20 protein-coding genes are annotated in these 25,469 nt (G+C 67.1%); 4 read left to right on the top strand and 16 right to left on the bottom strand.

Going from position 1 to position 25,469, the window contains the following annotated elements; translation table 11 throughout:
- Nucleotides 1–5 precede the first annotated feature (5 nt).
- The 3 genes from ABB28_RS06915 to ABB28_RS06905 are packed head-to-tail and all read right to left on the bottom strand — an operon-like array spanning nucleotide 6 to nucleotide 5,128.
- Nucleotides 6–3,179: a multidrug efflux RND transporter permease subunit gene (locus ABB28_RS06915; RefSeq protein WP_057507942.1), complete on the bottom strand. Its 3,174-nt coding sequence runs from the start codon at nucleotides 3,177–3,179 to the stop codon at nucleotides 6–8.
- Nucleotides 3,180–3,194: 15 nt separating this feature from the next.
- The gene (locus tag ABB28_RS06910) at nucleotides 3,195–4,472 is read right to left on the bottom strand and encodes an efflux RND transporter periplasmic adaptor subunit (RefSeq protein ID WP_057507941.1); all 1,278 of its coding nucleotides are present in this window, start codon (nucleotides 4,470–4,472) and stop codon (nucleotides 3,195–3,197) included.
- Nucleotides 4,472–5,128 carry a TetR/AcrR family transcriptional regulator gene (locus ABB28_RS06905; protein WP_083491965.1) on the bottom strand — a complete coding sequence of 219 codons (657 nt, stop codon included), beginning with the start codon at nucleotides 5,126–5,128 and terminating at the stop codon, nucleotides 4,472–4,474. The genes ABB28_RS06910 and ABB28_RS06905 overlap by 1 nt, the downstream gene beginning before the upstream one ends.
- A 262-nt stretch (nucleotides 5,129–5,390) precedes the next feature.
- On the opposite strand from ABB28_RS06905, the gene ABB28_RS06900 reads away from it, so the two are divergent.
- From ABB28_RS06900 to ABB28_RS06890, 3 genes are all read left to right on the top strand, one after another.
- Nucleotides 5,391–10,364: an NAD-glutamate dehydrogenase gene (locus tag ABB28_RS06900; protein ID WP_057507939.1), complete on the top strand. Its 4,974-nt coding sequence runs from the start codon at nucleotides 5,391–5,393 to the stop codon at nucleotides 10,362–10,364.
- A 210-nt stretch (nucleotides 10,365–10,574) separates the two neighbouring features.
- Complete coding sequence (locus ABB28_RS06895) at nucleotides 10,575–11,348, top strand: NAD kinase (RefSeq protein WP_057507938.1); 774 nt, start codon at nucleotides 10,575–10,577, stop codon at nucleotides 11,346–11,348.
- Nucleotides 11,349–11,396: 48 nt separating this feature from the next.
- Nucleotides 11,397–12,341: a 5'-nucleotidase gene (locus ABB28_RS06890; RefSeq protein ID WP_057507937.1), complete on the top strand. Its 945-nt coding sequence runs from the start codon at nucleotides 11,397–11,399 to the stop codon at nucleotides 12,339–12,341.
- Between the two features lie 121 nt (nucleotides 12,342–12,462).
- Here the strand turns inward: ABB28_RS06890 and ABB28_RS06885 are convergent, their stop codons facing one another.
- The 12 genes from ABB28_RS06885 to asnS form a co-directional block, all read right to left on the bottom strand.
- Nucleotides 12,463–13,008: a DUF2939 domain-containing protein gene (locus ABB28_RS06885; RefSeq protein ID WP_057507936.1), complete on the bottom strand. Its 546-nt coding sequence runs from the start codon at nucleotides 13,006–13,008 to the stop codon at nucleotides 12,463–12,465.
- Nucleotides 13,009–13,072: 64 nt separating this feature from the next.
- The gene (locus ABB28_RS06880; protein ID WP_057507935.1) at nucleotides 13,073–14,059 is read right to left on the bottom strand and encodes an aldo/keto reductase; all 987 of its coding nucleotides are present in this window, start codon (nucleotides 14,057–14,059) and stop codon (nucleotides 13,073–13,075) included.
- Between the two features lie 5 nt (nucleotides 14,060–14,064).
- Complete coding sequence (locus ABB28_RS06875) at nucleotides 14,065–14,751, bottom strand: DUF2461 domain-containing protein (protein WP_057507934.1); 687 nt, start codon at nucleotides 14,749–14,751, stop codon at nucleotides 14,065–14,067.
- Nucleotides 14,748–16,187, bottom strand: a complete 1,440-nt coding sequence (gene sbcB, locus ABB28_RS06870; protein ID WP_057507933.1) for an exodeoxyribonuclease I — start codon at nucleotides 16,185–16,187, stop codon at nucleotides 14,748–14,750. The genes ABB28_RS06875 and sbcB overlap by 4 nt, the downstream gene beginning before the upstream one ends.
- Nucleotides 16,187–17,602: an FAD-dependent oxidoreductase gene (locus ABB28_RS06865; RefSeq protein ID WP_057507932.1), complete on the bottom strand. Its 1,416-nt coding sequence runs from the start codon at nucleotides 17,600–17,602 to the stop codon at nucleotides 16,187–16,189. The genes sbcB and ABB28_RS06865 overlap by 1 nt, the downstream gene beginning before the upstream one ends.
- A complete protein-coding gene (gene kynU, locus ABB28_RS06860; protein WP_057507931.1) occupies nucleotides 17,583–18,857 on the bottom strand; it encodes a kynureninase in 1,275 nt (424 codons plus the stop codon). The genes ABB28_RS06865 and kynU overlap by 20 nt, the downstream gene beginning before the upstream one ends.
- Nucleotides 18,858–18,967: 110 nt before the next feature.
- Complete coding sequence (locus ABB28_RS06855) at nucleotides 18,968–19,480, bottom strand: 3-hydroxyanthranilate 3,4-dioxygenase (RefSeq protein ID WP_057507930.1); 513 nt, start codon at nucleotides 19,478–19,480, stop codon at nucleotides 18,968–18,970.
- Between the two features lie 20 nt (nucleotides 19,481–19,500).
- Nucleotides 19,501–20,163, bottom strand: a complete 663-nt coding sequence (can, locus tag ABB28_RS06850) for a carbonate dehydratase (RefSeq protein WP_057507929.1) — start codon at nucleotides 20,161–20,163, stop codon at nucleotides 19,501–19,503.
- 71 nt (nucleotides 20,164–20,234) lie between these two features.
- On the bottom strand, nucleotides 20,235–20,876 hold the full coding sequence (locus ABB28_RS06845) for an FMN-binding negative transcriptional regulator (RefSeq protein ID WP_057507928.1): 642 nt from the start codon (nucleotides 20,874–20,876) through the stop codon (nucleotides 20,235–20,237).
- Nucleotides 20,877–20,880: 4 nt separating this feature from the next.
- The gene (locus ABB28_RS06840) at nucleotides 20,881–21,195 is read right to left on the bottom strand and encodes a hypothetical protein (RefSeq protein WP_057507927.1); all 315 of its coding nucleotides are present in this window, start codon (nucleotides 21,193–21,195) and stop codon (nucleotides 20,881–20,883) included.
- Nucleotides 21,196–21,202: 7 nt separating this feature from the next.
- A complete protein-coding gene (locus ABB28_RS06835) occupies nucleotides 21,203–21,502 on the bottom strand; it encodes a hypothetical protein (RefSeq protein ID WP_042614896.1) in 300 nt (99 codons plus the stop codon).
- A 30-nt stretch (nucleotides 21,503–21,532) separates the two neighbouring features.
- Entirely contained in the window at nucleotides 21,533–22,927 is a 1,395-nt protein-coding gene (gene asnS, locus ABB28_RS06830; protein WP_057507926.1) for an asparagine--tRNA ligase, read from the bottom strand.
- Between the two features lie 130 nt (nucleotides 22,928–23,057).
- Between asnS and ABB28_RS06825 the strand changes: the two genes are divergently transcribed.
- Nucleotides 23,058–23,396: a HesB/IscA family protein gene (locus tag ABB28_RS06825; RefSeq protein WP_057507925.1), complete on the top strand. Its 339-nt coding sequence runs from the start codon at nucleotides 23,058–23,060 to the stop codon at nucleotides 23,394–23,396.
- Between the two features lie 570 nt (nucleotides 23,397–23,966).
- On the opposite strand, the gene ABB28_RS06820 is transcribed toward ABB28_RS06825, so the two are convergent.
- Nucleotides 23,967–25,208 carry an MFS transporter gene (locus tag ABB28_RS06820; protein ID WP_057507924.1) on the bottom strand — a complete coding sequence of 414 codons (1,242 nt, stop codon included), beginning with the start codon at nucleotides 25,206–25,208 and terminating at the stop codon, nucleotides 23,967–23,969.
- Nucleotides 25,209–25,469: the final 261 nt, after the last annotated feature.

Genomic DNA, 25,469 nt, shown 5'->3' with positions numbered 1-25,469 from the left:
CTCGCTCAGCGATCGGGGCGGTGGGCGCCACCGGCTTCGTGCTGGCGCTCCACGAACTCCTTGGAGGGTTCGTCCAGCTTGTCGCCCAGCATGCGGCGGACCACGATGAAGAACACCGGGATCATCAGCAGGCCGAGGAAGGTGGCGAACACCATGCCGCCGATCACGCCGGTACCGATGGCGTGGCGGGAATTGGCGCCGGCACCGGTGGAGATGGCCATCGGGATGACGCCCATGATGAAGGCGAAGGAGGTCATCAGGATCGGGCGGAAGCGCAGGCGCGCCGCTTCGATGGTGGCATCGCGCAGGGTCTTGCCGGCCGCACGCTGTTCCACCGCGAACTCCACGATCAGGATCGCGTTCTTCGCCGCAAGGCCGATCACCGTGATCAGGCCGATCTTGAAGAACAGATCGTTGGGCAGTCCGCGGGCCATCGAGAACACCAGCGCACCCAGCACGCCCAGCGGCACCACCAGCAGCACGGCGACCGGGATCGACCAGCTTTCATACAGCGCGGCAAGGCACAGGAACACCACCACGATGGACAGCACCAGCAGCAGCGTGGCCGCGTTGCCTGCCAGGATTTCCTGGTAGGACATGCCGGACCAGTCGTAGCCGAAGCCAGCCGGCAGTTCGTCGCGCACGATGTCTTCCATCGCGGTCATCGCTTCGCCGGAGCTGCGTCCCGGTGCCTGCGAGCCGACGATGTTCACCGCCGAATAGCCGTTGTAGCGGCTCAGCGACGGCGGCGCCGACACCCATTCCGAGCGCACCACGGTGCTCAGCGGGATCATCGTGTTGGTGCCGTCGGCATTGGTATCCAGCGTGGACGGGCTGTAGAAGCTCTTCAGCGATGCTTCGCCGGTGCGGTACGGCGCATCGGCCTGCATGGTCACGCGCTTGATGCGGCCCTCGCTGAAGAAGTCGTTGACGTACACCGGGGCCAGCATCAGCTGGATGGTGCTGTACACGTCCGACACCGACATGCCCATCGCCTGCGCCTGCACGCGGTCCACGTGCAGGGCCAGCTGCGGGGCATTTTCCAGTCCGTTGGGGCGCACGCCGGTCAGCAGGTCACTCTTCTGCGCCGCTGCACCCAGCAGGGTGTTGCGGGCGTTGGTGAGCTGTTCGAAGCCGGCGCCGGTACGGTCCTGCAGCCACATGTCGAAGCCGCCGAACTGGCCAAGGCCCTGCACGGTAGGCAGGTTGACCACGAAGATCTGCGCTTCCTTGATGCCATAGAACGCGCCGTTCATGTTGCCGATCAGCTCGGGTACGGTCACCTCACGGTCGGCCCAGGGCTTGAGCCGGATGAAGCCCATGCCCACGTTTTCGCCGGAACCCACGAAGCTGAAACCTGCGATCTGCAGCAGGCCTTCGAAGCCTTCCTGCTTTTCCAGGATGCCACGCATCTGCGCGAACACTTCGTTGGTCTGGGTCTTGGTCGAACCCGGCGGCAGCTGCACGATGGCCAGTGCGTAGCCCTGGTCTTCTTCGGGCAGGAAGCTGCCCGGCATGCGCGTGAACAGGAACGCACACAGCGCACCGAGCACCACGAACAGGATCATCCAGCGCGGGGCATGCTTCACCGCCGAGGTGATGTGGCCCACGTAGGTGCCGCTGATCTTGTCGTAGTACTTGTTGAAGGTGCGGTAGACGATGTTCGGCTTGTCGTTGTGCGTCGGCTTCAGGAAGGTCGCGCACAGTGCCGGGGTGAAGCCCAGCGCCAGGAACGCTGAGAATGCCATCGAAATGGCGATGGTCAGCGCGAACTGCTTGTAGATCTCGCCGGCCGCACCGCCCTGCAGCGCGGACGGGATGAACACCGCCGCCAGCACCACGGTGATGGCCACCACCGCGCCGGTGATCTGGGTCATTGCTTTCTGGGTGGCCTGTTTCGGCGCCATCCCTTCGTCGGTCATGATGCGCTCGACGTTCTCGATCACCACGATCGCGTCATCGACCACGATGCCGATCGCCAGCACCAGCGCGAACAGGGTCAGCTGGTTGATCGTGAAGCCGATCATCCACATGCCCAGGAACGTACCCAGCAGCGCGACCGGGATCACCAGCGTCGGGATCAGGGTGGCACGGAAGTTCTGCAGGAAGATCAGCATCACCAGGAAGACCAGGATGATGGCTTCGATCAGCGTCTTGATGACCTCTTCGATGGAGATCTTGACGAAGGTGGTGCTGTCATACGGCGAGAACCAGCTGACACCGGCCGGGAAGCTCGGCTGCAGCTCGTCCATCTTCGCGCGCACGGCTTCGGCCACGTTCAGCGCATTCGCGCCGGGCAGCAGCTGGATCGCGAAGGCACCGGTCGGCTTGCCGTTGTACTGGGTATCAAAGCCGTAGTTGCCGGCGCCGAAGCCGATCCGGGCGATGTCCTTCAGCAGCACGCGCGAACCATCCGGGTTGGCGCGCAGGATGATGTTCTCGAACTCTTCCGGGGTGCTGAAGCGGCCTTCGGCCGATACCGTGGCGGTGAAGTGCTGGCCGACCGGGGCCGGGTCCGAACCCAGCGAACCGGCGGCGAACTGCACGTTCTGCTCGCGCACCGCCGCCAGCACCTGGCTGGCGGAGAGGCCGTAGCCCTGCATGCGCTCGGGGTTGAGCCAGATGTTCATGGCGTACTCGCCACCGAACTGCTGGGTGCTGCCGACGCCGGGAATACGCGAGACCTGGTCCAGCACGCGCGAGGCGACGATGTCGTTCAGCGCATCACGGCTGATACTGCCCGAATCCGAGCGCAGCGCCACCACCATCAGGAAGCCGGCGTTGGCCTTGGCCACCACCACGCCCTGCTGGGTGACTTCACTGGGCAGGCGCGGGGTCGCCAGCGAGACCTTGTTCTGTACCTGCACCTGGGCGATATCCGCATCGGTGCCGGTTTCGAAGGTCAGGGTGACCGTGGCGCGGCCGTTGGACGAGGACGAGGAGCTGAAGTACAGCAGGTGATCGATGCCGGTCAGCTGCTGCTCGATCACCTGGGTGACCGACTTTTCCGTGGTGTCCGCGCTTGCGCCCGGGTAGGTGGCCGACACGGTGACCTGTGGCGGGGCGATGCTGGGGTAGGACTCCACACCCAGGTTGAGGATCGCGATCACGCCGCTGAGCGAGATCAGGATCGCTACCACCCAGGCAAAGACCGGGTGTTCGATGAAAAATTTAGGCATGACGGAGTTTTCCCGTTACTGCTTGGTCGAATCGGAGGCCGGCGCTGCCTGGTCGGCAGCGGCCGGGGCCTGCGCGGCGGCGTCGGGCGTGGCGGCATCGGCGGCGGCATCGCCCTGGGCGGCCGGCTTCTGGCCGGCGGCGGGGGCGCCCTGGCCAGCAGCGGCCTGCTCCGGGCTCCACGGCTTGGCCGTGGCCGGTGCGCCTTCCTTGACCTTCTGCACGCCGGCAACCACCACCTTGTCACCCGGCTCCAGGCCGGCGGTGACCAGCCAGTTGCTACCCTGCGCGCCTTCGGTCTTGACGTTGCGGCGCAGCGCCTTGCCGTCAGCACCGACCACCATCAGGTAGCCGCCCGTGGCATCACGCAGCAGCGCCTGCTGGGGCACCAGGTAGGCGTTGTTCCGCTCGCCCAGGGTCGCCTGGAAGCTGACGAAGGCGCCCGGCAGCAGGATCCGGTCCGGGTTCGGCAGCACCGCGCGCAGCGATACCGCGCCGGTGGCCGGGTCGACCGTGGTGGAGGAGAAATCCAGCGTGCCGTTCTGGTTGTAGTTGGTGCCATCGGACAGCTTGACCTGCACGGTGGCCTTGCCATCGCCGCTCAGCGCCAGCGCGCCCTTGGCCTGCGCCGCACGCAGCTGCGACAGCTCGTCCACGCTCAGCGAGAAGTTGACGTACAGCGGATCCAGCTGGTCCACGGTGGTCAGCAGGGTGACGTCACCCTGGCCGACCAGCGCGCCTTCGGTGACCTGCTGCTTGCCGGCCACGCCGCTGATCGGCGCGGTGACTTCGGCGTAACCCAGGCTGATGCGCGAGCTGCTCACGGCGGCTTCGGACTGCTTGACCGCCGCCAGCGCGGTGCGCTCGGCCGATTCGGCATTGTCCAGGTCGGCCTTGGAAACATACTTCTGCGGGGCCAGCGAACGGGCGCGATCCGCTGCCACCTTGGCATTGGCATAGGTGGCGCGGGCCGAGGCGAGCTGGGCTTCGGAGGCGTTGAGCTCGGCGCGCAGCGGCGCCGGGTCGATCAGGAACAGGGTCTGGCCCTGCTTGACCTCACTGCCTTCCTGGTAGACGCGCTTGAGCAGCACGCCCGGCACGCGGGCGCGGACATCGGCGCTGCGGAACGGCGACAGCCGGCCGACCAGCTCGCGCTGCAGCGGCAGGGTCTGTGGCTTGGCATCGATCACGCCCACTTCCGGCGGCGGCGGTGCCTGCTGTTCTTCTTTCTTGCAGCCAGCCAGGGCAATGGCAACAGCGCACGTCAGTGCGAGGGTGCGGAGTGGGGCGATCATCAGGAGAAACTCCGGAGTTGGTTTGAATGCGGTTGGGGCGAAGCGGCCGGCGCGAACGCGCGCAGGAAGCTGTCGACGGAAAATCCAGCCCAGCGCCGACGCGTCCCGGCGTCGTCGCGATGGGGCATGTGGAAGCGCTGCCGATCGAAATCCTGGCCACCGATCATGCTGATTAGCAGTTCAGCCATGAAGTGCGGGTCGTCATGCCGGAGCTGCCCCCGGGCGATGGCCGATTCGATCCATTCAGCAAGATGAAGGGTCAGTGCCCCGGTGCCGTCGCGCCACAGGCTGCGGGCCTCATCGGGAAACTGCGCCGCATCGGCGGAAATCATCCGGCAGGCCTGGGCGACGTGTGGCTGGTTGAAGTGCTCCAGGTAGTCGGTGGCGAACTGCATCAGGCTGCCGCGCAGATCATCTTCGCGCAGGCCACGCAGCCCGGCGGTGGCCCGGCAGACATGCCGCTGCACCACCCGACGCATCAGTTCCTGCTTGCTGCCGTAGCGCGAATACAGGGTCTGCTTGGAACAACCGGCGTGCTGGGCCACGGCTTCCATGCTCATCTGCATGCCATGCCGGGCGAGCAGCTCGCGCACCGCATCGAACACACGAAGATCGCGCGCGTCCATGTCGGCAGCGGGGAGGGGAGCGGGGTTCACGGAGTGGACTATACCGTCCAGTTCAGAATTGTGGAAACGTTTTGCGACCTGCTGCGGCAAGTTCTGTCACAGGCTTTGCCGATCCTGTCGGCATGCCACGTCGATGGCGGCAGCCGTACGCGCGCGAACGGTGTGCGCGGCCCTGGCGTCCATGTAAACGGCACCCAACCCGTATCTGCATATTCCGTCCTGCAGCAAGGCCTTTTCCTGCAACAGGGCTACAATTTCATTTTCCCAACTGGGCAACACGACTCGCTCTGCCATGAAATCGCAAAAGTCTGCAGTCAAAACCGTGAAAACCAAGCCCGCCACGGCGGAAACCCAGCTTGTCCCGGCAACTGGTTTCTCGCTGGAACCGGTGTACACGGCCTTGCGCAAGCGATACCCCGCGGCCGGGCAGGCCGAGGCAGTAGCGTTCGCCGCCGACTTCTACAAGCGCATGGAAGCGGACGAGTTCCCGCACCACAGCGTGGAAGAATGGGCCGCGCTGGCCGCTGACACGCTGGAGTTCGCGCGCAGCCGCAAGGCCGGCAAGGCCAACGTGCGCGTGTTCAACCCCACCGCCAAGGCCAACGGCTGGGAATCGCCGCATACCGTGCTGCAGATCGTCAACGACGACATGCCGTTCCTGGTGGACACGGTGACCATGGCGCTGGCCGAGCAGGGCATCGGCGTGCACGTGCTGGGCCATCCGGTGATCCGCTTCAGCCGTGACAAGGCCGGCAAGCTGTCCAAGGTCGGCGAGGGCGAGATCGAATCGGTGATGCTGCTGGAGATCGACCGCCAGAGCCCGGAGGCGATGGCCGACGTCGAGCAGGGCATCGTCAAGGCGCTGGAAGAAGTGCGTTCGATCGTGCGTGACTGGCAGCCGATGCGTGACAAGGCGCTGGCCGTGGCCGACGACCTGGGCAGCCGCCAGCTGCCGGTCGATGACGCCTCGCGCCGGGAGGCGCAGGAGTTCCTGCGCTGGGCCGCCGACAACCACTTCACCTTCTTCGGCTACCGCGAATACCGCGTGCAGAAGGACGGCAAGGAAGACGTGCTGGCCCCGCTGAACGATACCGGCCTGGGCCTGATGAAGGGCCGCGACACCTCCGCCGCGCGCCCGGTCAAGACCCTCGCCGCGCAGGGCCTGAACACCACCACGGGCCTGAAGGATGCGCTGATCCTGACCAAGACCAACGCGCGTTCGCGCGTGCACCGCGCCGGGTACATGGATTACATCGGCGTGCTGGAATTCGATGCCAAGGGTCGGATCATCGGCGAGCAGCGCTTCCTCGGCCTGTTCACCTCCAGCGCCTACAACCGCCGCCCGTGGGAAATCCCGCTGGTGCGCCAGCGCTATGAGCACGTGATGCAGCGTTCGGGCCTGTCGCTGTCCAGCCACAGCGGCAAGGCGCTGCGCCACATCCTGGAAACCCTGCCGCGCGAAGAACTGTTCCAGTCCAGCGAGGACGAACTGTTCCGCACTGCGATGGGCGTGCTGGGCCTGCAGGAGCGGGTCCGCAGCCGGCTGTTCCTGCGCCGCGACAAGTATTCCCGCTTCATTTCCGCGCTGGCCTTCCTGCCGCGCGAACGCTTCAACACCGATGTGCGCCTGCGCATCGAAGCGATGCTGCGCGACGCCCTGCACGGCGAGCACGTGGACAGCTCGGTGGTGCTGGGCGAATCGCCGCTGGCCCAGGTGCACCTGATCGTGCGTCCGAAGGCCGGCCCGGTGGTCGACGTGGACACCAGCGCGCTGGAACAGAACCTGGCCCACCTGCTGCGCAACTGGCAGGACGACCTGCGTGAAACGCTGGTGTCGCGCCACGGCGAGACCGAAGGCCTGCGCATCGCCTCGCGTATCGGCAAGGCATTGCCGGCCGGCTACATCGAAGACAACAGCACCGCCGTGGCGGCCAGCGATGTCAGCCAGCTCGACGCGCTGACCGGCCCGGACGACCTGCGCCTGAGCCTGCAGACGGTGCCGCGCGAGAACGGCGATGGCCTGCGCCTGAAGCTGTATCGCCAGCTGGATGACATCCCGCTGTCCGATGCGCTGCCGATGATGGAAAACATGGGCCTGCGCGTGATCTCCGAGCGTCCGTATCGCCTTTCGGTGGACGATGCCCCGGTGTACGTGCAGGACTTCGAGGTCGAATCGGTGGCCGGTGCCATCGACGCGGCCAGTGTCGATGAAGCCTTCGGCGAGACCTTTGCCCGCGTGTGGCACGGCGATGCCGAGAACGATGGCTTCAACCGCCTGGTGCTGGCTGCAGGCCTGCACTGGCGCCAGGTCGCGATGCTGCGCGGTTACTGCAAGTACCTGCTGCAGACCGGCGTGCCGTTCTCGCAGGCCTACGTGGAAGGCACCTTCACCCGCTATCCGCTGCTGGCGCGCCTGCTGGTGGAACTGTTCGAAGCACGCTTCGACCCGGCGACCGGCAACGAGAGCAAGGACGACATCGCGCACGGCCAGGCCACGCTGAAGGCGCACCTGGACGTGCTGGCCGCCGGTGACGAGGCCACCCTGAAGGTGCTCAAGACCGTGGTCGATGCGCGCAAGGGGGACCGCGATGGCCAGATGCAGGCCGCGCGTGATGCGCTGTTGAAGCTGATGGACCGCGTCTCCAGCCTGGACGAGGACCGCATCCTGCGCAGCTTCATGGGCGTGATCGACGCCACCCTGCGCACCAGCTATTACCAGACCGATGCCAATGGCCGGCCGGGCCACGTGATCAGCTTCAAGTTCGATGCGGCGCTGGTGCCGGACCTGCCCAAGCCGCGTCCGTACCGCGAGATCTTCGTCTACGGTCCGCGCGTTGAAGGCGTGCACCTGCGCTTCGGTGCGGTGGCGCGTGGTGGCCTGCGCTGGTCGGACCGTCGCGAAGACTTCCGTACCGAGGTGCTGGGCCTGGTGAAGGCACAGATGGTCAAGAACACGGTGATCGTCCCGGTCGGCGCGAAGGGTGGCTTCTTCGCCAAGACCCCGCCGGCCAGCGGTGACCGCGATGCGGTGTTCGCCAATGGCGTGGCCTGCTACAAGCTGTTCATCCAGGGCCTGCTGGACATCACCGACAACATCGTCAACAACAAGATCGTGCCGCCCATCGACGTGGTCCGCCACGACATGGACGACCCGTACCTGGTGGTGGCCGCCGACAAGGGCACCGCGACCTTCTCCGACATCGCCAACGGCCTGGCCGTGGCGCACGGCTTCTGGATGGGCGATGCGTTCGCTTCCGGCGGTTCGGTGGGCTACGACCACAAGGGCATGGGCATCACCGCACGCGGTGCGTGGGAGTCGGTCAAGCGCCACTTCCGTGCGCTGGGCCATGACAGCCAGAGCCAGGACTTCACCGCCGCAGGCGTGGGCGACATGTCCGGCGACGTGTTCGGCAACGGCATGCTGTTGTCGCGCCACATCCGCCTGGTGGCCGCCTTCGACCACCGCCACATCTTCCTGGACCCGAACCCGGATGCGGCCAGCTCGTTCGTCGAACGCGAGCGCATGTTCACCGTGCCGCGTTCCAGCTGGGCCGACTACGATGCCAAGCTGATCAGCAAGGGCGGTGGCATCTTCCCGCGTACGCTGAAGTCCATCGAGATCACCCCGCAGGTGCGTGAGGCGCTCGGGCTGGAAGATTCGGTCAAGGCGCTGTCGCCGAACGACCTGATGAGCGCCATCCTGAAGGCCCCGGTGGACCTGCTGTGGAACGGCGGCATCGGTACCTACGTGAAGGCCACCAGCGAGCAGCACAGCGATGTCGGCGACCGCGCCAACAACGCGCTGCGCGTCAACGGCACCGAGCTGCGCTGCAAGGTGGTGGGCGAGGGCGGCAACCTCGGCATGACCCAGCTGGGGCGCATCGAAGCGGCCCAGGCCGGCGTGCTGCTCAACACCGACTTCATCGACAACTCCGCCGGCGTGGACACCTCCGACCACGAGGTGAACATCAAGATCCTGCTCAACGACGTGGTGCGCGCCAAGAAGCTCACCGTCGAGCAGCGCAACAAGCTGCTGGCTTCGATGACCGACGAAGTGGCCGCGTTGGTACTCAATGACAACTACCGCCAGAACCAGGCGCTGAGCCTGATGGAGCGGATGGCGGTCAAGCGCCTGGGCTCCAAGCAGCACTTCATCCGGACCCTGGAACAGCAGGGCCTGCTGGACCGGCAGATCGAGTTCCTGCCGTCCGACGCCGAGCTGTCCCAGCGCAAGGCGCGCGGCCAGGGCCTGACCCGTCCGGAGCTGTCGGTGCTGCTGTCCTACTCAAAGCTGGTGGCCTTCCAGCAGCTGCTGGAATCGGACATCCCGGAAGACCCGTACCTGTCCAAGGAGCTGCAGCGCTACTTCCCGCAGCCGCTGCAGAAGAAGTACGCCGATGCCATGGAACGCCACCGCCTGAAGCGCGAGATCATCGCCACGGCAGTGACCAACCAGACCATCAACCGGATGGGTGCCACCTTCCTGATGCGCATGCAGGAAGACACCGGCCGTTCCATCGCCGAGGTCGCCAAGGCGTACACCATCAGCCGCGAAACGCTGGATGCGCGCGCGCTGTGGGCGCAGATCGACGCACTGGACGGGCAGGTGCCCGAATCGGTGCAGGTCGATGCGCTGGAAGTGATCTGGAAACTGCAGCGTGCGTTCGTGCGCTGGCTGCTGTTCCGCCCCGGCCCGATGCCGGGCATCACCGAGGCGGTCAACCGCTATCAGGGCCCGTTCAACGACATCCGCGTGGCCTCCGGCGTGCTGCCCGATTCGCAGCGCCCGACCTACGAAGCGCTGGTGCAGCAGTGGGTGGAAAAGGGCCTGCCGGCCGGCCTGGCGCAGCAGCTGTCCGAGCTGCACTTCCTGGCCCCGGCGTTCGACATCATCGAATTGGCACGCACCCGCAAGCTCAAGCCGGTGGACGTGTCCAAGATCCACTTCCGCCTGGGCGAGGCGCTCAGCCTGCCGTGGTTGTTCGAGCAGGTCGACGCGCTGGAGGTCAACGGCCGTTGGCATGCGGTGGCACGTGGCGTGCTGCGTGACGAACTGGCAGCCCACCACCGCAACCTGGCGGGCCAGGTGCTGGCCACCAAGGGCGGCACGGCTGAAGCCAAGGTCGCCGCATGGGTGGGTCGTGACGACAACAGCCTGCGCTTCACCTTGGCGATGCTGGGCGAACTGGCCGAGCAGAAGACCCTGGACTACCCGACCGTCTCGGTCGCGGTCCAGCGCCTGGGCCAGCTGGCCTCGCACGGGTAAGCTTCAGCGCAATCGCGCTTACGCCCCACGCTCTGCCATGCAGAGCGTGGGCCCCGTCTCACCAGCTTCCACACCCCCGCGCCTTTGGCGCGCCCCCCTGACTCAGGGGGGCTCCAGGCCTGATGCATTCAGGCCGGCGGCAGGTGGCGCGGTTTCCGCGCCACGTCCGGTTATGCTCTACCGGTACCCGCGCACCACCGGACACCCTGCATGAGCGATTCCCCCCGCATTGCCTTCCTGGCCAGCAACACCGAACCGGCACGGCTTGCCCTTGCCGCGATGGTCGCGCGCCACGGCGAGCATGCGCCCGACGCGGCGGACGTGCTGTGTCCGCTGGGCGGCGATGGCTTCATGCTGCAGACCCTGCACCGCTACGGCCACCTCGGCCGGCCGGTGTTCGGCATGAAACTGGGCACGGTGGGCTTCCTGATGAACCAGTACCGTGATGCGGACGACGTGGCCGCGCGCATCGCACTGGCCGAACCGGCCCACCTGCGGCCGCTGCAGATGACCGCGCTGACCGAATCGGGAACCTCGACCGGATCGCTGGCCTACAACGATGTCTCGCTGCTGCGCCAGACCCGGCAGGCCGCGCACATCGGCGTGGACCTCAATGGCCAGGAGCGGGTGGCTGAACTGATCGGTGATGGCGTGCTGGTGGCCACCCCGGCGGGCAGCACCGCCTACAACTATTCCGCGCATGGCCCGGTGCTGCCGTTGGGCTCGGCCACCATCGCGCTGACCCCATTGGCCCCGTATCGGCCCCGCCGCTGGCGCGGGGCGATCCTCAAGGCCGACACCGAGGTGCGCTTCCGCGTGCTCGATCCGTACAAGCGCCCGGTCAGTGTCACCGCCGATTCGCACGAGACCCGCGACGTGGTGGAAGTGACCATCCGCGAATGCCGCGACCGCCAGGTGACCCTGCTGTTCGACCCGGAGCACAACCTCGAAGACCGGATCCTGTCCGAACAGTTCGTGTTCTGAGCGACAATAGGCCGCCGGCAACCGCCGGTTGCTGCAAGGAACCCCCCGATGGGCGACAACACTCCCCGATTGCTGACCGTCGCGGTGACCTCGCGCGCCCTGTTCGACCTGGAAGAGAGCCACGCGCTGTTCGAGAGCGATGGCGTGGATGCCTACGCCAAGTACCAGCGTGAGCACGAAGACGATGTGCTGGGCCCTGGCGTGGCGTTCCCCGTGGTGCGCAAGCTGCTGGCGCTGAACCAGGGCGCCGGCCCGGAGAACCCGCGCGTGGAGGTGATCCTGCTGTCGCGCAATTCCGCCGATACCGGTCTGCGCATCTTCAATTCCATCCAGCACTACGGGCTGGGCATCATCCGCGCCACGTTCACCGCCGGTGAGCCGACCTGGCCCTACGTGAAGCCGTTCGGCACGGACCTGTTTCTGTCGGCCAATCCCGAATCGGTGCGCAGCGCGCTGCGCCACGGCATCGCCGCGGCGACCATCCTGCCCAAGCCGCCGGGCGAGACCGCCGCAGCGGCGGCCGACCAGGTCGACACCCGCCGCCCGGCCGGCCAGCTGCGGATCGCCTTCGATGGCGATGCGGTGATCTTCGGCGATGAAAGCGAACGCATTTCGCGCGAGCAGGGGGTGGAGGCCTTTGGCCGCCACGAGCGCGAGCGCGCGCGTGAAGCCTTGAGCGGGGGACCGTTCCGCGGCTTCCTGTCGGCCCTGCATACGTTGCAGGAAGTGTTTCCCTCGGGCGAGGACGCACCGATCCGCACCGCGCTGGTCACCGCGCGCTCGGCGCCGGCGCATGAGCGGGTGATCCGCACCCTGCGCGAGTGGGGCGTGCGACTGGACGAAGCGTTGTTCCTCGGTGGCCGCCACAAGGGACCGTTCCTGCAGGCCTTCGGCGCGGACATCTTCTTCGATGATTCGCAGCACAACATCGACAGCGCCCGCGAACACGTCGCGGCCGGGCACGTGCCGCACGGCGTCGCGAACGAAACCTGATGCCGGGCGGCAGCCGGTAGCCGGTAGCGCCGAGCCATGCTCGGCGGCTCTCCGTCACGGCAATGCGTCGACTGACAGGGCCGCGCTGCGCGCTCGCCGACCATGGGTCGGCGCTACCGGTCTACTGCGGCACCGCGTTGCGCAGGTCGACCACCTGCCAGCGCAGTCCCTGCGGTTCCAGCACCACCTGCAACGGCGGCTGCCCCGGGCCACGATCAACGTCGACCACGAAACGATCCAGACGCTCGAAACGCCCCTTCGCCTGTTTCAACGGTTGCGCCGATTGGGTCGGCGCCAACGCGCCATCGCCCTGCAGTTCATTGCGGCCGCGCTTGTACAACGCGTGACCCTGCAGCAGTGCGCCGATCCCCAGCGGGGTGATCATCGTATCCACCGCCGCGCCGCCCAGCTGGTCACCCAGGCCGTACAGCAGCGCGCCGAACGGACTGCCGGCCACGTCCGGCCCGGCCTGGCGCACCATGTAGTCGCTGACCTGTGCGCGCAGACTGAGGCGCACGCGCGGGAAGTCGACGTAGCGGTCCAGCCGGCTGGTGTCGCGCTGCTCGATGGCCTGGGCCAGCCCATGCACGGTGAGATAGGGGCCGCTGAACCACCAGCCGGCAATTGCCAGCAGCAGGACCAGCAGGACAGCAACGAACTTCTTCATGGCGGCAGCGTGTTGATGGACCGGCCCACAGCGTGCCGCATCGCGCGCCACGGTGGGTTAAGCCTCAGTGACTGGGTGAGCCACTGCCATCACCGAACGCGCTCACCAGGCGTTCGCGGTCGGCCGTGTCCAGTCGCTCCGGCACGGTCTGCAGTACCTGTTCGAGGCTCTCGACGCGGGTGGTGCCAAGGATGCCCGCGGCCACGCCCGGATGCTGCAGCACATAGGCGAAGGCGCTCTGCGCCGGATGCTGCGAGGTGATCCCCGCAATGGCTGCACGCATCGTGCTGGCGCTGCGCATCAACCGGCGGCTGCTCGGCTTCAGCCAGGCACGGGCCAGATACCAGGCATCTGCCAGCCGTGGCAGCCGCGGCCGTGCCGGCAACAGGTGGCCCTGGGCGAGGACAGTGCCGGCCAGCACACCGATGCCGGCGGCGTGCAGCGCACTGATGGGAGCCGTCCGGTCCTGCTGCAGCGCGTTGTAGTCGAGCAGCACGACATCGAACGCCAGCGGGTGGGCCAGCATCCAGTCCAGGGTGCTGGCCGAATGCGTGTTGATGCCGATACTGCGCACCAGTCCGCGCTGGCGCAGCTGCTGCAGCGCATGCAGCAGCTCATCGGTGATTTCAGGGCCCCCGATGCCGTGCAACTGGTACACGTCCAGGTAGTCCAGCCCCAGGTTGCGCAGCGACGCCTCGCAGCTGGCGGTGATCGCGGCGGGTGAAAAATCCCGCTGCTCGGCGCCGCTGATGCCTGCCTGTCCGGTCAACGTGCCGCCTTTGCTGGAGATGACCAGCGAGTCACGCGGGAAACGCGGGAGCAGCGGCTTGAGGATGCGTCCGAGCCGGGGTTCGGCGTTGAAAGCAGAATAGTTGTGGCCGGTGTCGAGCAGGTTGACCCCGCGCTCCAGCGCGTGTGCCACCACCCGTGCCGCGTCGGCTTCGGGGAAGCGGCGATGACCCCAGAAGCCGGAGCAGCCCAGGCCGATCGGCGACACCTCCAGGCCACTGCGCCCCAGCGTGCGGCGCTGTCGTGGCAGCGGCGTGGTCATCGCGGTCAGAACTCCAGGTCCAGCGCAGCGCACAGGTAATCCACGAACGGCCCCAGCGCGGCCAGGTCCTTGCCCAGCGTGGACAACAGGCGTGGGCCGGTCATCGTGGCATCGTCCAGCTGCCGCCACATCACCCAGTTGCGGTGCTTGAGGTCATCGATGAACTCGAAATCAGCGGGGAAGCCGCGCGGCGGGCGGACCAGTTTTTCGGTCTGCTCCAGCTCGAACCGGCGGCGCAGCGCCGGCGCATGCGCGGCCTGTTTCCAGCTGCCGGGATTGTCGAGGATGAAATGGCGGATGCGGCGCTGGGTGTCCGGCTCGGGATGCCACAGACCGGCGCCGACGAAGCTCGCGCCGGGCTGCAGGTGCACGTAGAACGAAGGGGCGGCGACTTCGCGGCGACGCTCATGGAACAACCGCGCGCCCTGCCAGTTCTTGTACGGCGACTTGTCGTTGGAAAAACGCGCATCGCGGTAGATGCGGAACAGCGAGCCGCCGACCGTGCGCGTATCGGCACGGAACTTCGGGCTGACCTCGGCCAGGGCGGGCTGCAGGTCGCCAAGCAGACGCAGGAACGGCTGCCTGACATGATCTTCGTACTGCTGCTTGTGCTCGGCAAACCACGCCTTGTCATTGTGCAGCGCCAGCGCTTTCAGGAACTTGAAGCTGGCATCGGAAAAATAAGCGGTCACAGGCTGTCCTCCAGCTGCTTGCCCCAGTCGCGCAGCGCCTGCAGCAACGCCGGGCGGCGCAGGTCGTCGGACGGCTCGGCGGCAAGGGTGTCGATCTGTTCGTTGTACTCGGCCAGGTTCACTTCGCCGAGCTTTTCGTCGCCGCGCAGGCGACGCTGGCGGTAGGCCTGCCAGCGCTCGCGCGCGGCCGCATCCAGGCTGCCGGGGTGGTTGCGCGCGCGGTAGCGCAGCAGCAGCTCAGGCAGGCGGGGATCGTTGAACTCCCCTTCCAGTGCACCCAGCGCCTGCGGCGGGGTGGTGCGCACGCGCGCCAGCAGCGGCTTGTCGCCGGCACCGAGGAAGCCATCGTAGATCGATGCATCCACGTCGGAGGGACCGCCTTCGCGCGGCCGGGCATACACCTGCCGTGCCTTTTCGGCCAGCTGCGCCGCGTGCGGGCGCAACTGTTCCACCTTGGCCTGCACGGCGGCAACGTCCAGGCCAAGACGCTGGTGGTCATCCGGGCGCAGGTGGTTCCAGGCCACCAGCGCGGGCACCTTGTTTGCGTGCACTTCCTTCAGGGGGATGCGCTGCACGCCCTCGGGCAGCTCGCTGGCGCGCAGGTACAGGCGCTCGGCGATGGTTTCCGCCGGCAGCTGCAACAGCGCATCGACGTCACCGTCCAGGTCGAACACGATGTAGCGGTTGGCGATGTGCGGATGCACGGTCAACGGCAGCACCGGCGCGGCGCACAGGCGGCTGGCCGGATAGCGCATCGAGATGTGCAGCAGCGGCTGCAGCGCGGTGACATCCAGCAGGCTGGTGACGAAGCGCTTGTCGCGCAGGCGCAGGGCGTAGTCCCACAGGCGCGGCTGTGCGTTGCGGAACAACCGGGCCATGCCGATGGTCGCGCGCACGTCCGAAAGCGCCTCGTGCGCATCGCCATCGCGCACGCCGTTGGCTTCGGCCAGGTGCTCCAGCTTGAACGAGGTGGCGCCATCTTCGCGCTTGGGCCAGGTGATGCCCTCCGGACGCAGCGCATGCATCAGCCGCAGCATGTCGAGCAGGTCCCAGCGCGAATTGCCGTTGCGCCATTCGCGCTCATACGGATCGAAGAAGTTGCGGAACAGCCCGTGGCGGATGAACTCGTCATCGAAGCGCAGCGTGTTGTAGCCCAGTGCGCAGGTGCCGGGGCGGCTCATCAGGTCGTTGATCCGCGCCAGCGCCTCGGCCTCGCTGATCCCTTCAGCCAGTGCGTGCTGCGGGGTGATGCCGGTGACCATCGTGGCATAGGGTGAAGGCAGCAGGTCGTCGGCCGGGCGCACGTAGAAGCTGACCGGCGTGTCGATCTCGTTGAGCTGCGCGTCGGTGCGGATGGCGGCGAACTGGGCGATGCGGGTGCGGCGCGGATCCTGGCCGAAGGTTTCCAGGTCGTAGAACAGGAAGCTGTCGGCCATCAGTGCGCGCCCTCCAGCATGGGCAGCTTGGCGTGGACTTCGGCTTGCAGCGCGTTCCAGTCGACCTGCTGCAGGGAATCGAGGCCCTGGGTGGCGTTGCGCAGGATGCGGCGTTGTATCCGCGTGCGCTCCAGCGCGACGGCGTAGGGCGTGTGCAGGAAAGTAACCATGGTGTAGTGTGGCACGAAGCGCGTGGGCCACCGCTGCTGCAGGGCCAGCTCCAGCTCACGCTGCAGCAGGAACGCCGGATCGGCCACCTGGTCGCGCATTTCCGTGTAGTTCTCCAGCGCCATCTGCTGGATCGCCCAGGCATTGGGCGCGCGCTCGATTTCGAACGCCGAATAGGCCCCGCGCAGGTCGCTGGCTGCATCCAGGTGGCGGGCCAGCGCAACGCAGTCTTCGAAGGCGCAGTTCATGCCCTGGCCATGGAAGGGCACCATCGCGTGCGCCGCATCGCCGATCAGCACGGCCTTGCCATCGGTATGCCAGCGCTCCAGGTACAGCGTGCCGAGCAGCCCCGGCGGATGCGCATCCCAGTCGGCGCGCAGGTCCGGGATCAGCGGCAGCGCATCGGGGAATTCGCGGGCGAAAAGCGCCTCTGCCTGCTCCCCGGTAGTGACCGTGTTGAAACCCGGATCGCCCTTGTTGGGCAGGAACAGGGTAACGGTGAAGGTGCCTTCGTGATTGGGCAGCGCGATGCACATGAAGCGGCCCCGCGGCCAGATGTGCAGGGCGTTGGGATCGATGCTGAAGGCACCGCCGGCGCCGGGTGGAATCTCCAGCTCCTTGTACGAATGGTCGAGGAACTCGATGCGCTCGCCGAGCGGCTGGCGGCGGTTCATCGCCGCGCGCAGGGCCGATCCGGCGCCGTCCGCGCCGACCAGGCTGGCGAAGCGGATGTCATGCGGGGTGTCGTCGCGGTCATCGATGAAGCGCGCGTGCTGCGCATCGAAGTCCACGGTGTGCAGGCGCCGGTGGAAGTGCACGACGGCGCCGGCCTGTTCGGCCAGTTGCAGCAGGGTGACGTTGAGCTCGCGGCGATGGATCGACCAGATCACTTCGCTGTCGTCGCGGCCGTACCGCTGCAGCGCAGGGGCGGCGCCATCGCGCAGGTGGACCATGCGCCCGCGCATCATGACCGCACGTTCCATCACCGCCGCTTCCACGTGTGCGCCAGCCTGGCGCAGTGCGTTGCGGCCGCGTTCGGCGAGTGCCAGGTTGATCGAGCGACCGCTTTCATAGCCGCTGACGCGCGGGTCGCCACGACGTTCGTACACGGTGATGTTCCAGCCCTGCCGTGACAGCAGGATGGCCAGCAGCGAGCCGGCCAGTCCTGCACCGACGATGGTCAGCGAACGCTGGGCGTGCGCAGTCGACGAGGCGTCCGGCACGGCGTCAGCGCCCGACCCAGGCATCGACTTCATCGACGAAGCGATGCAGGTCCTGGTAGCGGTTGTACAGCGGGGTCGGCGAGATCCGGATCACGTCCGGTTCGCGCCAGTCGCCCAGCACCCCCACTGCGCGCAGGTGTTCGAACAGGGCCCGGCCACGCTCACGACCGCCGATCACCCGCAGCGACAGCTGGCAGCCGCGGCGCTCGCTGTCGGCCGGGGTGATGCGTTCCAGCACATGCGGCAGGCGCGCCTGCACCAGGGAATCGAGCAGCCCGGTCAATGCCAGTGATTTCCCACGCAACGCATCCATGCCCGCGCGCTGGAACAGATCCAGCGATGCACGCAGCGGTGCCAGGCCGAGGATCGGCGGATTGCTCAGCTGCCAGCCTTCGGCACCCACGGACGGCACGAACTGCGGCGCCATCTGGAAGCGGGTGGCTTCTTCATGGCCCCACCAGCCGGCGAACCGGGGCAGGGTGGTGTCGCGATGGTGGCGTTCATGCACGAACGCCCCGGCGACCGCGCCCGGGCCACTGTTGAGGTACTTGTAGTGGCACCACACCGCGAAGTCCGGCGCCACTTCGTGCAGTTGCAACGGCAGGTTGCCGACCGAATGAGCCAGGTCGAAGCCGATGTTGGCGCCCTGTGCGCGTGCCAGCGTGGTGATCGCCTGCAGGTCGAAGGCCTGGCCGGTGCGGTACTGCACGCCGGGCCACAGCACCAGCGCAAGGCGCGCGCCGTGGCTTCCTATCGCCTGCTCGATGGCCTGCAGCGAAATCGTGCCGTCGGCCTCGTCCGGCTGCACTTCGACCAGGCAATCGGCGGGATCGAACCCGTGGAAGCGGATCTGCGCCTCCACCGCGTGGCGATCGGTGGGAAAGGCGCCGGCTTCCATCAGGATCACCGGGCGCTGCGCGGTGGGACGGTAGAAGCTCACCATCATCAGGTGCAGGTTGACGCTGAGCGTGTTCATTGCCACCACTTCGCTGGGCAATGCACCGACCACCTGCGCCAGCTGCCCGCTCACCAGGCGGTGGTAGCCCAGCCACTGTGTCGGGCCGGTGAAGTGGCCTTCCACCGCCAGCGTGGCCCATTGGCCCATGACCTCCTGCACCGCGGCCTGCGCACCACGCGGCTGCAGGCCGAGCGAGTTGCCGACGAAGTAGGTCTGCTCGCCGCCGTCGTGGCGCGGGATCAGGAATTCATCACGGAAACCGCGCAGTGGATCGGCGGCATCCAGGGCCAGGGCATGGGAACGGCTGAGGAGCTCGGACATGATTGCAGCGACACGATTTGGTGTGTCCGAAGTGTACCGCGCGCAGCGTCATCCGGTTCCGGTAGCGCCGAGCCCTGCCCGGCGTCCTTCCGTCCGGACGGGCGTCCGATTCAGGCGCCCGGCAGCGGATCCACATGCCCGCACGCGCTGCAGGTGCGCAGCTGCAGGTCGCCCTGGTAGCGGGCGAACACCTTCGGCAGGTCGGTTTCGATGTTCTGCAGGGTGAACCACTCTTCATGCAGCTTGTGGTTGCAGCGCTCGCAGTGCCACACCACGCCGTCGCGTTCGTGCGGCAGCCGCTTGCGTTCCACCACCAGCCCGATGCCGCCCGCGGGGCGGCGCGGTGAGTGCGGCACGTTGCCCGGCAGCAGGAAGATCTCGCCGGCGCGGATCGGAATGTCCCGGACCTGGCCGTCTTCCTGCACCTTCAGCACCATCTCGCCTTCCAGCTGGTAGAACCACTCCGGGCCTTCGTCGATGTGGAAATCGGTGCGCGAATTCGGGCCGCCGACCACCATCACGATGAAGTCGCCGTCCTCGATCATCTTGTTGCCGACCGGCGGCTTCAACAGGTGCCGGTGTTCTTCGACCCAGCCCATCAGGTTGATCGGTGAAGCAAGCATGCGGAGGCTCCGGTTGACGGTCAGTCGCGCTTGCCTTTGCGCGGCACGAAGGACAGCGCTTTTTCATAACCCGGCTGCAGGGCTTCCGGGCTGTCGACGTCGATACCCATCTCGCGCACGCGGCCATCGCGCAGGCTGTATACCCAGCCGTGGACGGTCAGCTTCTGCCCACGCGCCCAGGCATCACGCACGATGGTCGACTGGCAGGCGTTGGCCACCTGCTCGATGACGTTCAGTTCGCACAGCCGCGCGTGGCGCAGCTCCGGGTCGTCGATCGCATCGAGGATGGCGGCGTGCTTCTGCGCCACGTCGCCGACATGCCGCAGCCAGTTGTCGGCCAGGCCGACGCGTACGTTGTTGAGGCTGGCGTGCACGCCGCCGCAGCCGTAATGGCCTACGATCAGGATGTGCTTCACCTTCAGCTGGTCCACCGCGTACTGGATGACGCTCAGGCAGTTCAGGTCGGTGTGGGCGACCACGTTGGCCACGTTGCGATGCACGAAGACTTCGCCCGGGGCCATGCCGATGATCTGGTTGGCGGGTACGCGCGAATCGGAACAGCCGATCCACAGGTATTCCGGATGCTGCTGGGTCGACAGCCTGTGGAAGAACTCAGGATCTTCCTGCTGGATCCGGTCGGCCCAGTCGCGGTTGTTCTGCAGCAGCTTGAAGACGTCTTTCATGCAAGGTCCCTGACGGTGTGTGGGGGGCAAGGCGCGGCGTCGGGCCGCGTCGTCGCGGGAAGGGAGGGGGATCAGTCGCGCGCCGTACCGGGCGCGTCCAGGAAGCGGCGCATCCAGTGCGCCAGCTCGTGTGATGCAGGCGAGGGCAGCCGTTCCAGTTCGGCGATCACCGCCTGCTGGTTGGCCACCGGGTGGTTCTGGCTGAGCTTCATCTTCAGCTGCACGGTGTCCACCACGAAGCGGAAGCCGATGATGCCGCGCAGCTGGCTGCGGTGGTCATCGCGCTGCGGTTCGAACTGCCAGTCACGGCCCACCTTTGCTTCGTACAGATCGCCGGTATCGGCGACCACGGCGGCCAGTGCGTCGGTGTCCTCGAAGCGGTGCAGCTGGCCGCGCAGCTCGGCGGCGGCGTAGTTCCAGGTCGGCACCCGCGCCATGGCCTCCTTGTCGGGATACCACGAGGCCGACACATACCCGTGCGGACCGTCCACCAGCACCTTGGCCAGACCGTCGCGGCGCGATTGCGGATTGGCCCTGGCCCAGTGCCCGCGCAGCTCGATCGCCTGTCCCTGGCGGCGGTACAGCACCGGCAGCCGGGTCAGTTCGGGCAGGCCATCGTCACCGGTGGTGAGCAGGGTGATGAACGCATCGCGGGCAAACAGCGCGTCCAGCCACTGCAGGTCGGTTTCTGCGAAGGCGCGCGGGGTGAACATGCGCTTAGACCGTGCGGCCCAGCGACTGCACCATCAAGCCACGCAGGCCTTCATCGGTGCTGGCCCTGGGCGGCTGCACTTCATGCAGCGAAAACCCACGCACCAGCGCGTCTTCTTCGTCCAGCCCGTCGTATTCCACGAACTCGGCATCGAACAGCTGCGCGCGCGCGGTGTCCTCACCATCGTAGCTCAACGTGTTGCCGTCGCTGTCCAGCACTTCGGCGGTGCCGGCCGGGCGGATGCGCAGGCGCGCCCAGATCAGCGTGTTGCCCAGGCTGGCCAGCCACCAGCTGTCCTGCGGAAGGGAGTCGTCATTCATTTCGTGATTACCAGATCGACGCCAGCCAGAGCAGGGCGGCCATGCCCAGTCCGGCCAGCAGGGTCAGCAGCGATACCCAGGCCGGTGTCGCCAGCCCGGAAAGCGAACGGTCCGGCTGCGCGCGATAGTCACGCCGCAACAGCCAGGCCAGTGCTTCGGGCTTGAGGAAGGCACCGCTGCCGAAGCGCTGCGACAGCGCCGGATGGCGGTCGCGCAGGTGCACCAGGGTCAGCGGCCAGAAGATCACGAAGGCACTGAACCCGGCGATCGCCACGCCAAAGAAACACAGCGCGAAGAACAGGGTCATGGTTGCGGTACCTCCGTGGGTGCAGGGGGATCAGAAGTCGGCGTTGCCCGGCGCGCGCGGGTAGGCGATCGCATCGCGGATGTTGGACAGCCCGCAGACGTACACCACCAGGCGCTCGAAGCCGAGGCCGAAGCCGGCGTGCGGCACCGAACCGTAGCGGCGGAAGTCGCGGTACCAGCCGTAATGCTCGCGGTCCAGGCCGAACTGCGCCATGCGTGCATCCAGCACGTCCAGGCGCTCCTCGCGCTGGCTGCCGCCGATGATCTCGCCGATGCCCGGCGCCAGCACGTCCATCGCGGCAACGGTCTTGCCGTCGTCGTTCAGGCGCATGTAGAACGCCTTGATGTGCTCGGGGTAGTTGGTCACCACCACCGGGCGGCCGATGTGTTCTTCGGTCAGCCAGCGCTCGTGCTCGGTCTGCAGGTCCAGGCCCCATTCCACCGGGAAATCGAACTTCCGGCCGGAGTTCTGCAGCAGCTTCACCGCTTCGGTGTAGTCGATCTGCTCGAACGGCGCATTGATGAAGTTCTCCAGCTTGCTGATCGCGTTCTTGTCCACGCGTTCGGCCAGGAAAGCCAGATCGTCGCCGCGTTCGTCCAGCACCGCGCGGAACAGGTACTTCAGGAATTCTTCGGCCAGCCGCGCGTCTTCAGCCAGGTCGGCGAAGGCGATTTCCGGCTCGATCATCCAGAACTCGGCCAGGTGGCGGGTGGTGTTGCTGTTTTCGGCGCGGAAGGTCGGGCCGAAGGTGTAGACCTTGCTCAGCGCCAGGCAGTAGGCCTCCACGTTCAACTGGCCGGACACGGTCAGGAAGGTTTCCTTGCCGAAGAAATCGCGGCTGAAGTCGACCTCGCCACGCTCGGTGCGTGGCAGGTTGACCATGTCCAGGGTGGAGACACGGAACATCTGGCCGGCGCCTTCGGCGTCGGAGGTGGTGATGATCGGCGTGCTGATCCAGTTGAACCCGTTCTGGTGGAAGAACCGGTGCACGGCCTGGGACAGGCAGTTGCGGATGCGGGTGACCGCGCCGAACAGGTTGGTGCGCGGGCGCAGGTGCGCCACTTCGCGCAGGAACTCCGGCGACATCGGCTTTGGCTGGATGGGGTAGGTCAGCGGGTCTTCGACCCAGCCGACCACTTCCACGTCGCTGGCCTGGATTTCGAAGGACTGGCCCTTGCCCTGCGACTTCACCAGGGTGCCCTTGGCGATCAGCGAACAGCCGCTGGTCAGGCGCTTGACCGCATCGAAGTTGGCCAGCGATTCAGCTGCCACCACCTGGATCGGGGCGAAGCAGGAGCCGTCGGTGACGTTGATGAAGGCAAGATTCGCCGAGCCACGCACCGTGCGCACCCAGCCGCGTACCGTGACTTCGCCGCCTTCCGGGATCTTCCCGGCAAGCGCATGTTCAACGCTGACCACCGTCATGACTTGAATCCTCTGCTGATCGACTCGATCTGTGAATTCGAAGTTTACCGGTTGCAGCGTTCCGCTTGCGAGGCATTTCTACTGCCCCGGTGGCCTTTATACTCGTCTCGTACCTTCGTGGAGCTCCATCATGGCCGTCAGCCTGACCCCAGTAGCCTTTGAGCGCGTCCAGCGCTTCGTCGCCCAGACCCCCGGGGCCTTGGGGCTGCGCTTCGGCGTGACCCGTACCGGTTGCTCGGGCTGGGGCCACGTGACCGATCTGGCGCGTGACGAGCGCGAGGGCGACAGTGTGTTCGACCAGCAGGGGGTGCGCATCTACGTGGACGCGCAGAGCCTGCCGCTGGTGGATGGCACGGTGATCGACTTCGGCAAGCACGGCCTGAGCGAGACCTTCACCTTCAAGAACCCGAATGCAGCGGCCGAATGCGGCTGCGGTGAGAGCTTCACCACGGACGAGTCCCACCGCTGAGGCGTGGGTTTCCGGCCTGCGGCCGGCTTGCCATGGCGCAACGGCAACGGCGACGGCACAAGCAAAGGCAACAGCCTGCTGGGCTGGGTGTTGGCGGGGCGGGATGGCTGTGCAGGACACGCCGCAAGTACGTCCGTGTAGGCTCGCATTGCGCATCCACGCGAAAAGACGGTCCTGCCCAGCCATCCCGCCCCACCGTCGACAGGTCCATGGCGGCCGTGGACCTTCGGTAGCGCCGACCCATGGTCGGCGGATGCTGGGGACATGGGGTTTGATGGATTCCGCCGGCCATGGGTATGCCGGTCGTCCTGACCGGCACCCTGCGGGCCGTCGCAAGCGACGTTGGCAGCGGCTCCTGCCGCTGCCTTCGGCGCTACCGCTTTTCTTTTTCTTCATCACGCGGCGGGCCGCCCCCGGAACCCGTCAGGGGCCGGGCCGGGAGGCTGTGCGGGGCCTTGAGCGGCAGGAGCCGCGAAGAGCTACATGGACGTACTTGTGCGTGCCCCGCACAGCCTCCCGGCTCGGCCAACCCTCAGATGCAGTCCGAAAGCAGCCCGCCGCGAGGGGGTTTCACCCGTTCGACGCACCCACTGCCAGCGACCCGGCACCGCGCCGGCGCTCGATCACCACCGACACGCCCCACAACAGCAGGCCGACCGCTGCCGTGGCGGCACCCACATAGCCGGTGGACGCGTAACCGAACCCACCGCCGATGGCCATGCCACCCAGCCATGGGCCCAGCGCGTTGGCGGTATTGAAGGCCGCATGGTTCGACGCGGCGGCCAGGGTCTGGGCCTCGCCGGCAGCGTCCATCAGGCGGGTCTGCAGGGCCACGGCCAGCGCCCCCATGGTGCCTACGGCAATGATCGCCGGCACCATCGCCCAGGGCGAGTGCGCAGCCAGCGGGAACAGCAGCAGGACCACCACCGACCACGCCAGCAGCACGCCGGCGGCGCGGAACTGCAGGCGATCCACCAGCCAGCCGCCCAGCATGTTGCCGATGATCGCGCCCACGCCGAACAGCCCGACCGCCGCAGGCATCCAGCGTTCGTTGATGCCGGTGACGTTGACCAGCGTGGGTGCCAGGTAGGTGAACACGCAGAACATGCCGGCAAAACCGATCGAGCCGATCGCCAGCGCCAGCCAGACCTGCGTGGTGTTGAACGCGCGGAGCTCCCGCATCGGGCTGGTGCGGACCTCATTCGGGTCCGGCGCCAGGTGCCGCGACACCATCACCACCGTCGCCAGCGCCAACAGGCTGACCAGCGCGAAGGCGGTGCGCCAGGTGAACTGCTGGCCCAGCCAGGTAGTGAGCGGGTTGCCGACCAGGATCGCGATCGACAGACCCAGCAGCACCTTGGACACCGCTGCGCCGCGCTGTGCGGGCGGGCTGATCGAAGCCGCCACCAGCATCGCCACACCGAAGTAGGCGCCGTGCGGCAGGCCGGCGACGAAGCGCGCCAGCAGCATGGTGTGGTAGTTTGGGGCCAGCGCGCTGGCCAGGTTGCCGATGGCGTAGAAACCCATCAGGCCCAGCAGCAGGCTGCGGCGGCTGATGCCGGCGCCGGCGAAGGCGAGCACCGGCGCGCCCACCACCACGCCGATGGCGTAGGCGCTGATCAGGTGGCCGACCTGTGCCTCGGTGATCGACAGCCCGCGGCTGATGTCCAGCATCAGGCCCATGCTGGCGAACTCGCTGGTGCCGATGGCGAATCCGCCCAGCGACAGGGCCAGCAGGATGAAGGTGCGCTGGCGGGGCGACAGCACGGCGGCCAGCGCGGACGTGGCGACCGGGGGAGGGGACGGGTTCACAGGAAAATCCGGGACATGTAATCGATTGCAGATTGTACTGCTGCAGCGCAGCACAGTCGCCCGTTCTGCGTCCTGCCGGCTGAACGCTGTATTTCCCAGCCCATGTGTTCTCCCGGCACCGATGACGCCCGCCGAGCATAGCTCGGCGCTACCGGACCAAGATCTGTCAGGGGTCGGGCGGTGGGGCTGGGCGGGGGCGTTGAGCGCCATGGATGGCGCGAAACGAGGCCCGCAGGATGCGGCTCCTGCCGTCCCCCGCCC

Origin of the sequence: Stenotrophomonas chelatiphaga (assembly GCF_001431535.1) — a bacterium.
GTDB classification, from domain to species: domain Bacteria; phylum Pseudomonadota; class Gammaproteobacteria; order Xanthomonadales; family Xanthomonadaceae; genus Stenotrophomonas; species Stenotrophomonas chelatiphaga.
The sequence above is the reverse complement of the archived record's forward strand: the minus strand, read 5'-3'. Positions and strand labels throughout refer to the sequence as shown.

Bases quoted from the DNA above. Each gene is read 5' to 3' on its own strand.
- ABB28_RS06915 (WP_057507942.1), bottom strand. From the start codon at position 3,179: ATGCCTAAATTTTTCATCGAACACCCGGTCTTTGCCTGGGTGGTAGCG.
- ABB28_RS06910 (WP_057507941.1), bottom strand. From the start codon at position 4,472: ATGATCGCCCCACTCCGCACCCTCGCACTGACGTGCGCTGTTGCCATT.
- ABB28_RS06900 (WP_057507939.1), top strand. From the start codon at position 5,391: ATGAAATCGCAAAAGTCTGCAGTCAAAACCGTGAAAACCAAGCCCGCC.
- ABB28_RS06895 (WP_057507938.1), top strand. From the start codon at position 10,575: ATGAGCGATTCCCCCCGCATTGCCTTCCTGGCCAGCAACACCGAACCG.
- ABB28_RS06890 (WP_057507937.1), top strand. From the start codon at position 11,397: ATGGGCGACAACACTCCCCGATTGCTGACCGTCGCGGTGACCTCGCGC.
- ABB28_RS06885 (WP_057507936.1), bottom strand. From the start codon at position 13,008: ATGAAGAAGTTCGTTGCTGTCCTGCTGGTCCTGCTGCTGGCAATTGCC.
- ABB28_RS06880 (WP_057507935.1), bottom strand. From the start codon at position 14,059: ATGACCACGCCGCTGCCACGACAGCGCCGCACGCTGGGGCGCAGTGGC.
- sbcB (WP_057507933.1), bottom strand. From the start codon at position 16,187: ATGGCCGACAGCTTCCTGTTCTACGACCTGGAAACCTTCGGCCAGGAT.
- ABB28_RS06865 (WP_057507932.1), bottom strand. From the start codon at position 17,602: ATGCCTGGGTCGGGCGCTGACGCCGTGCCGGACGCCTCGTCGACTGCG.
- kynU (WP_057507931.1), bottom strand. From the start codon at position 18,857: ATGTCCGAGCTCCTCAGCCGTTCCCATGCCCTGGCCCTGGATGCCGCC.
- ABB28_RS06855 (WP_057507930.1), bottom strand. From the start codon at position 19,480: ATGCTTGCTTCACCGATCAACCTGATGGGCTGGGTCGAAGAACACCGG.
- can (WP_057507929.1), bottom strand. From the start codon at position 20,163: ATGAAAGACGTCTTCAAGCTGCTGCAGAACAACCGCGACTGGGCCGAC.
- ABB28_RS06845 (WP_057507928.1), bottom strand. From the start codon at position 20,876: ATGTTCACCCCGCGCGCCTTCGCAGAAACCGACCTGCAGTGGCTGGAC.
- ABB28_RS06840 (WP_057507927.1), bottom strand. From the start codon at position 21,195: ATGAATGACGACTCCCTTCCGCAGGACAGCTGGTGGCTGGCCAGCCTG.
- ABB28_RS06835 (WP_042614896.1), bottom strand. From the start codon at position 21,502: ATGACCCTGTTCTTCGCGCTGTGTTTCTTTGGCGTGGCGATCGCCGGG.
- asnS (WP_057507926.1), bottom strand. From the start codon at position 22,927: ATGACGGTGGTCAGCGTTGAACATGCGCTTGCCGGGAAGATCCCGGAA.
- ABB28_RS06825 (WP_057507925.1), top strand. From the start codon at position 23,058: ATGGCCGTCAGCCTGACCCCAGTAGCCTTTGAGCGCGTCCAGCGCTTC.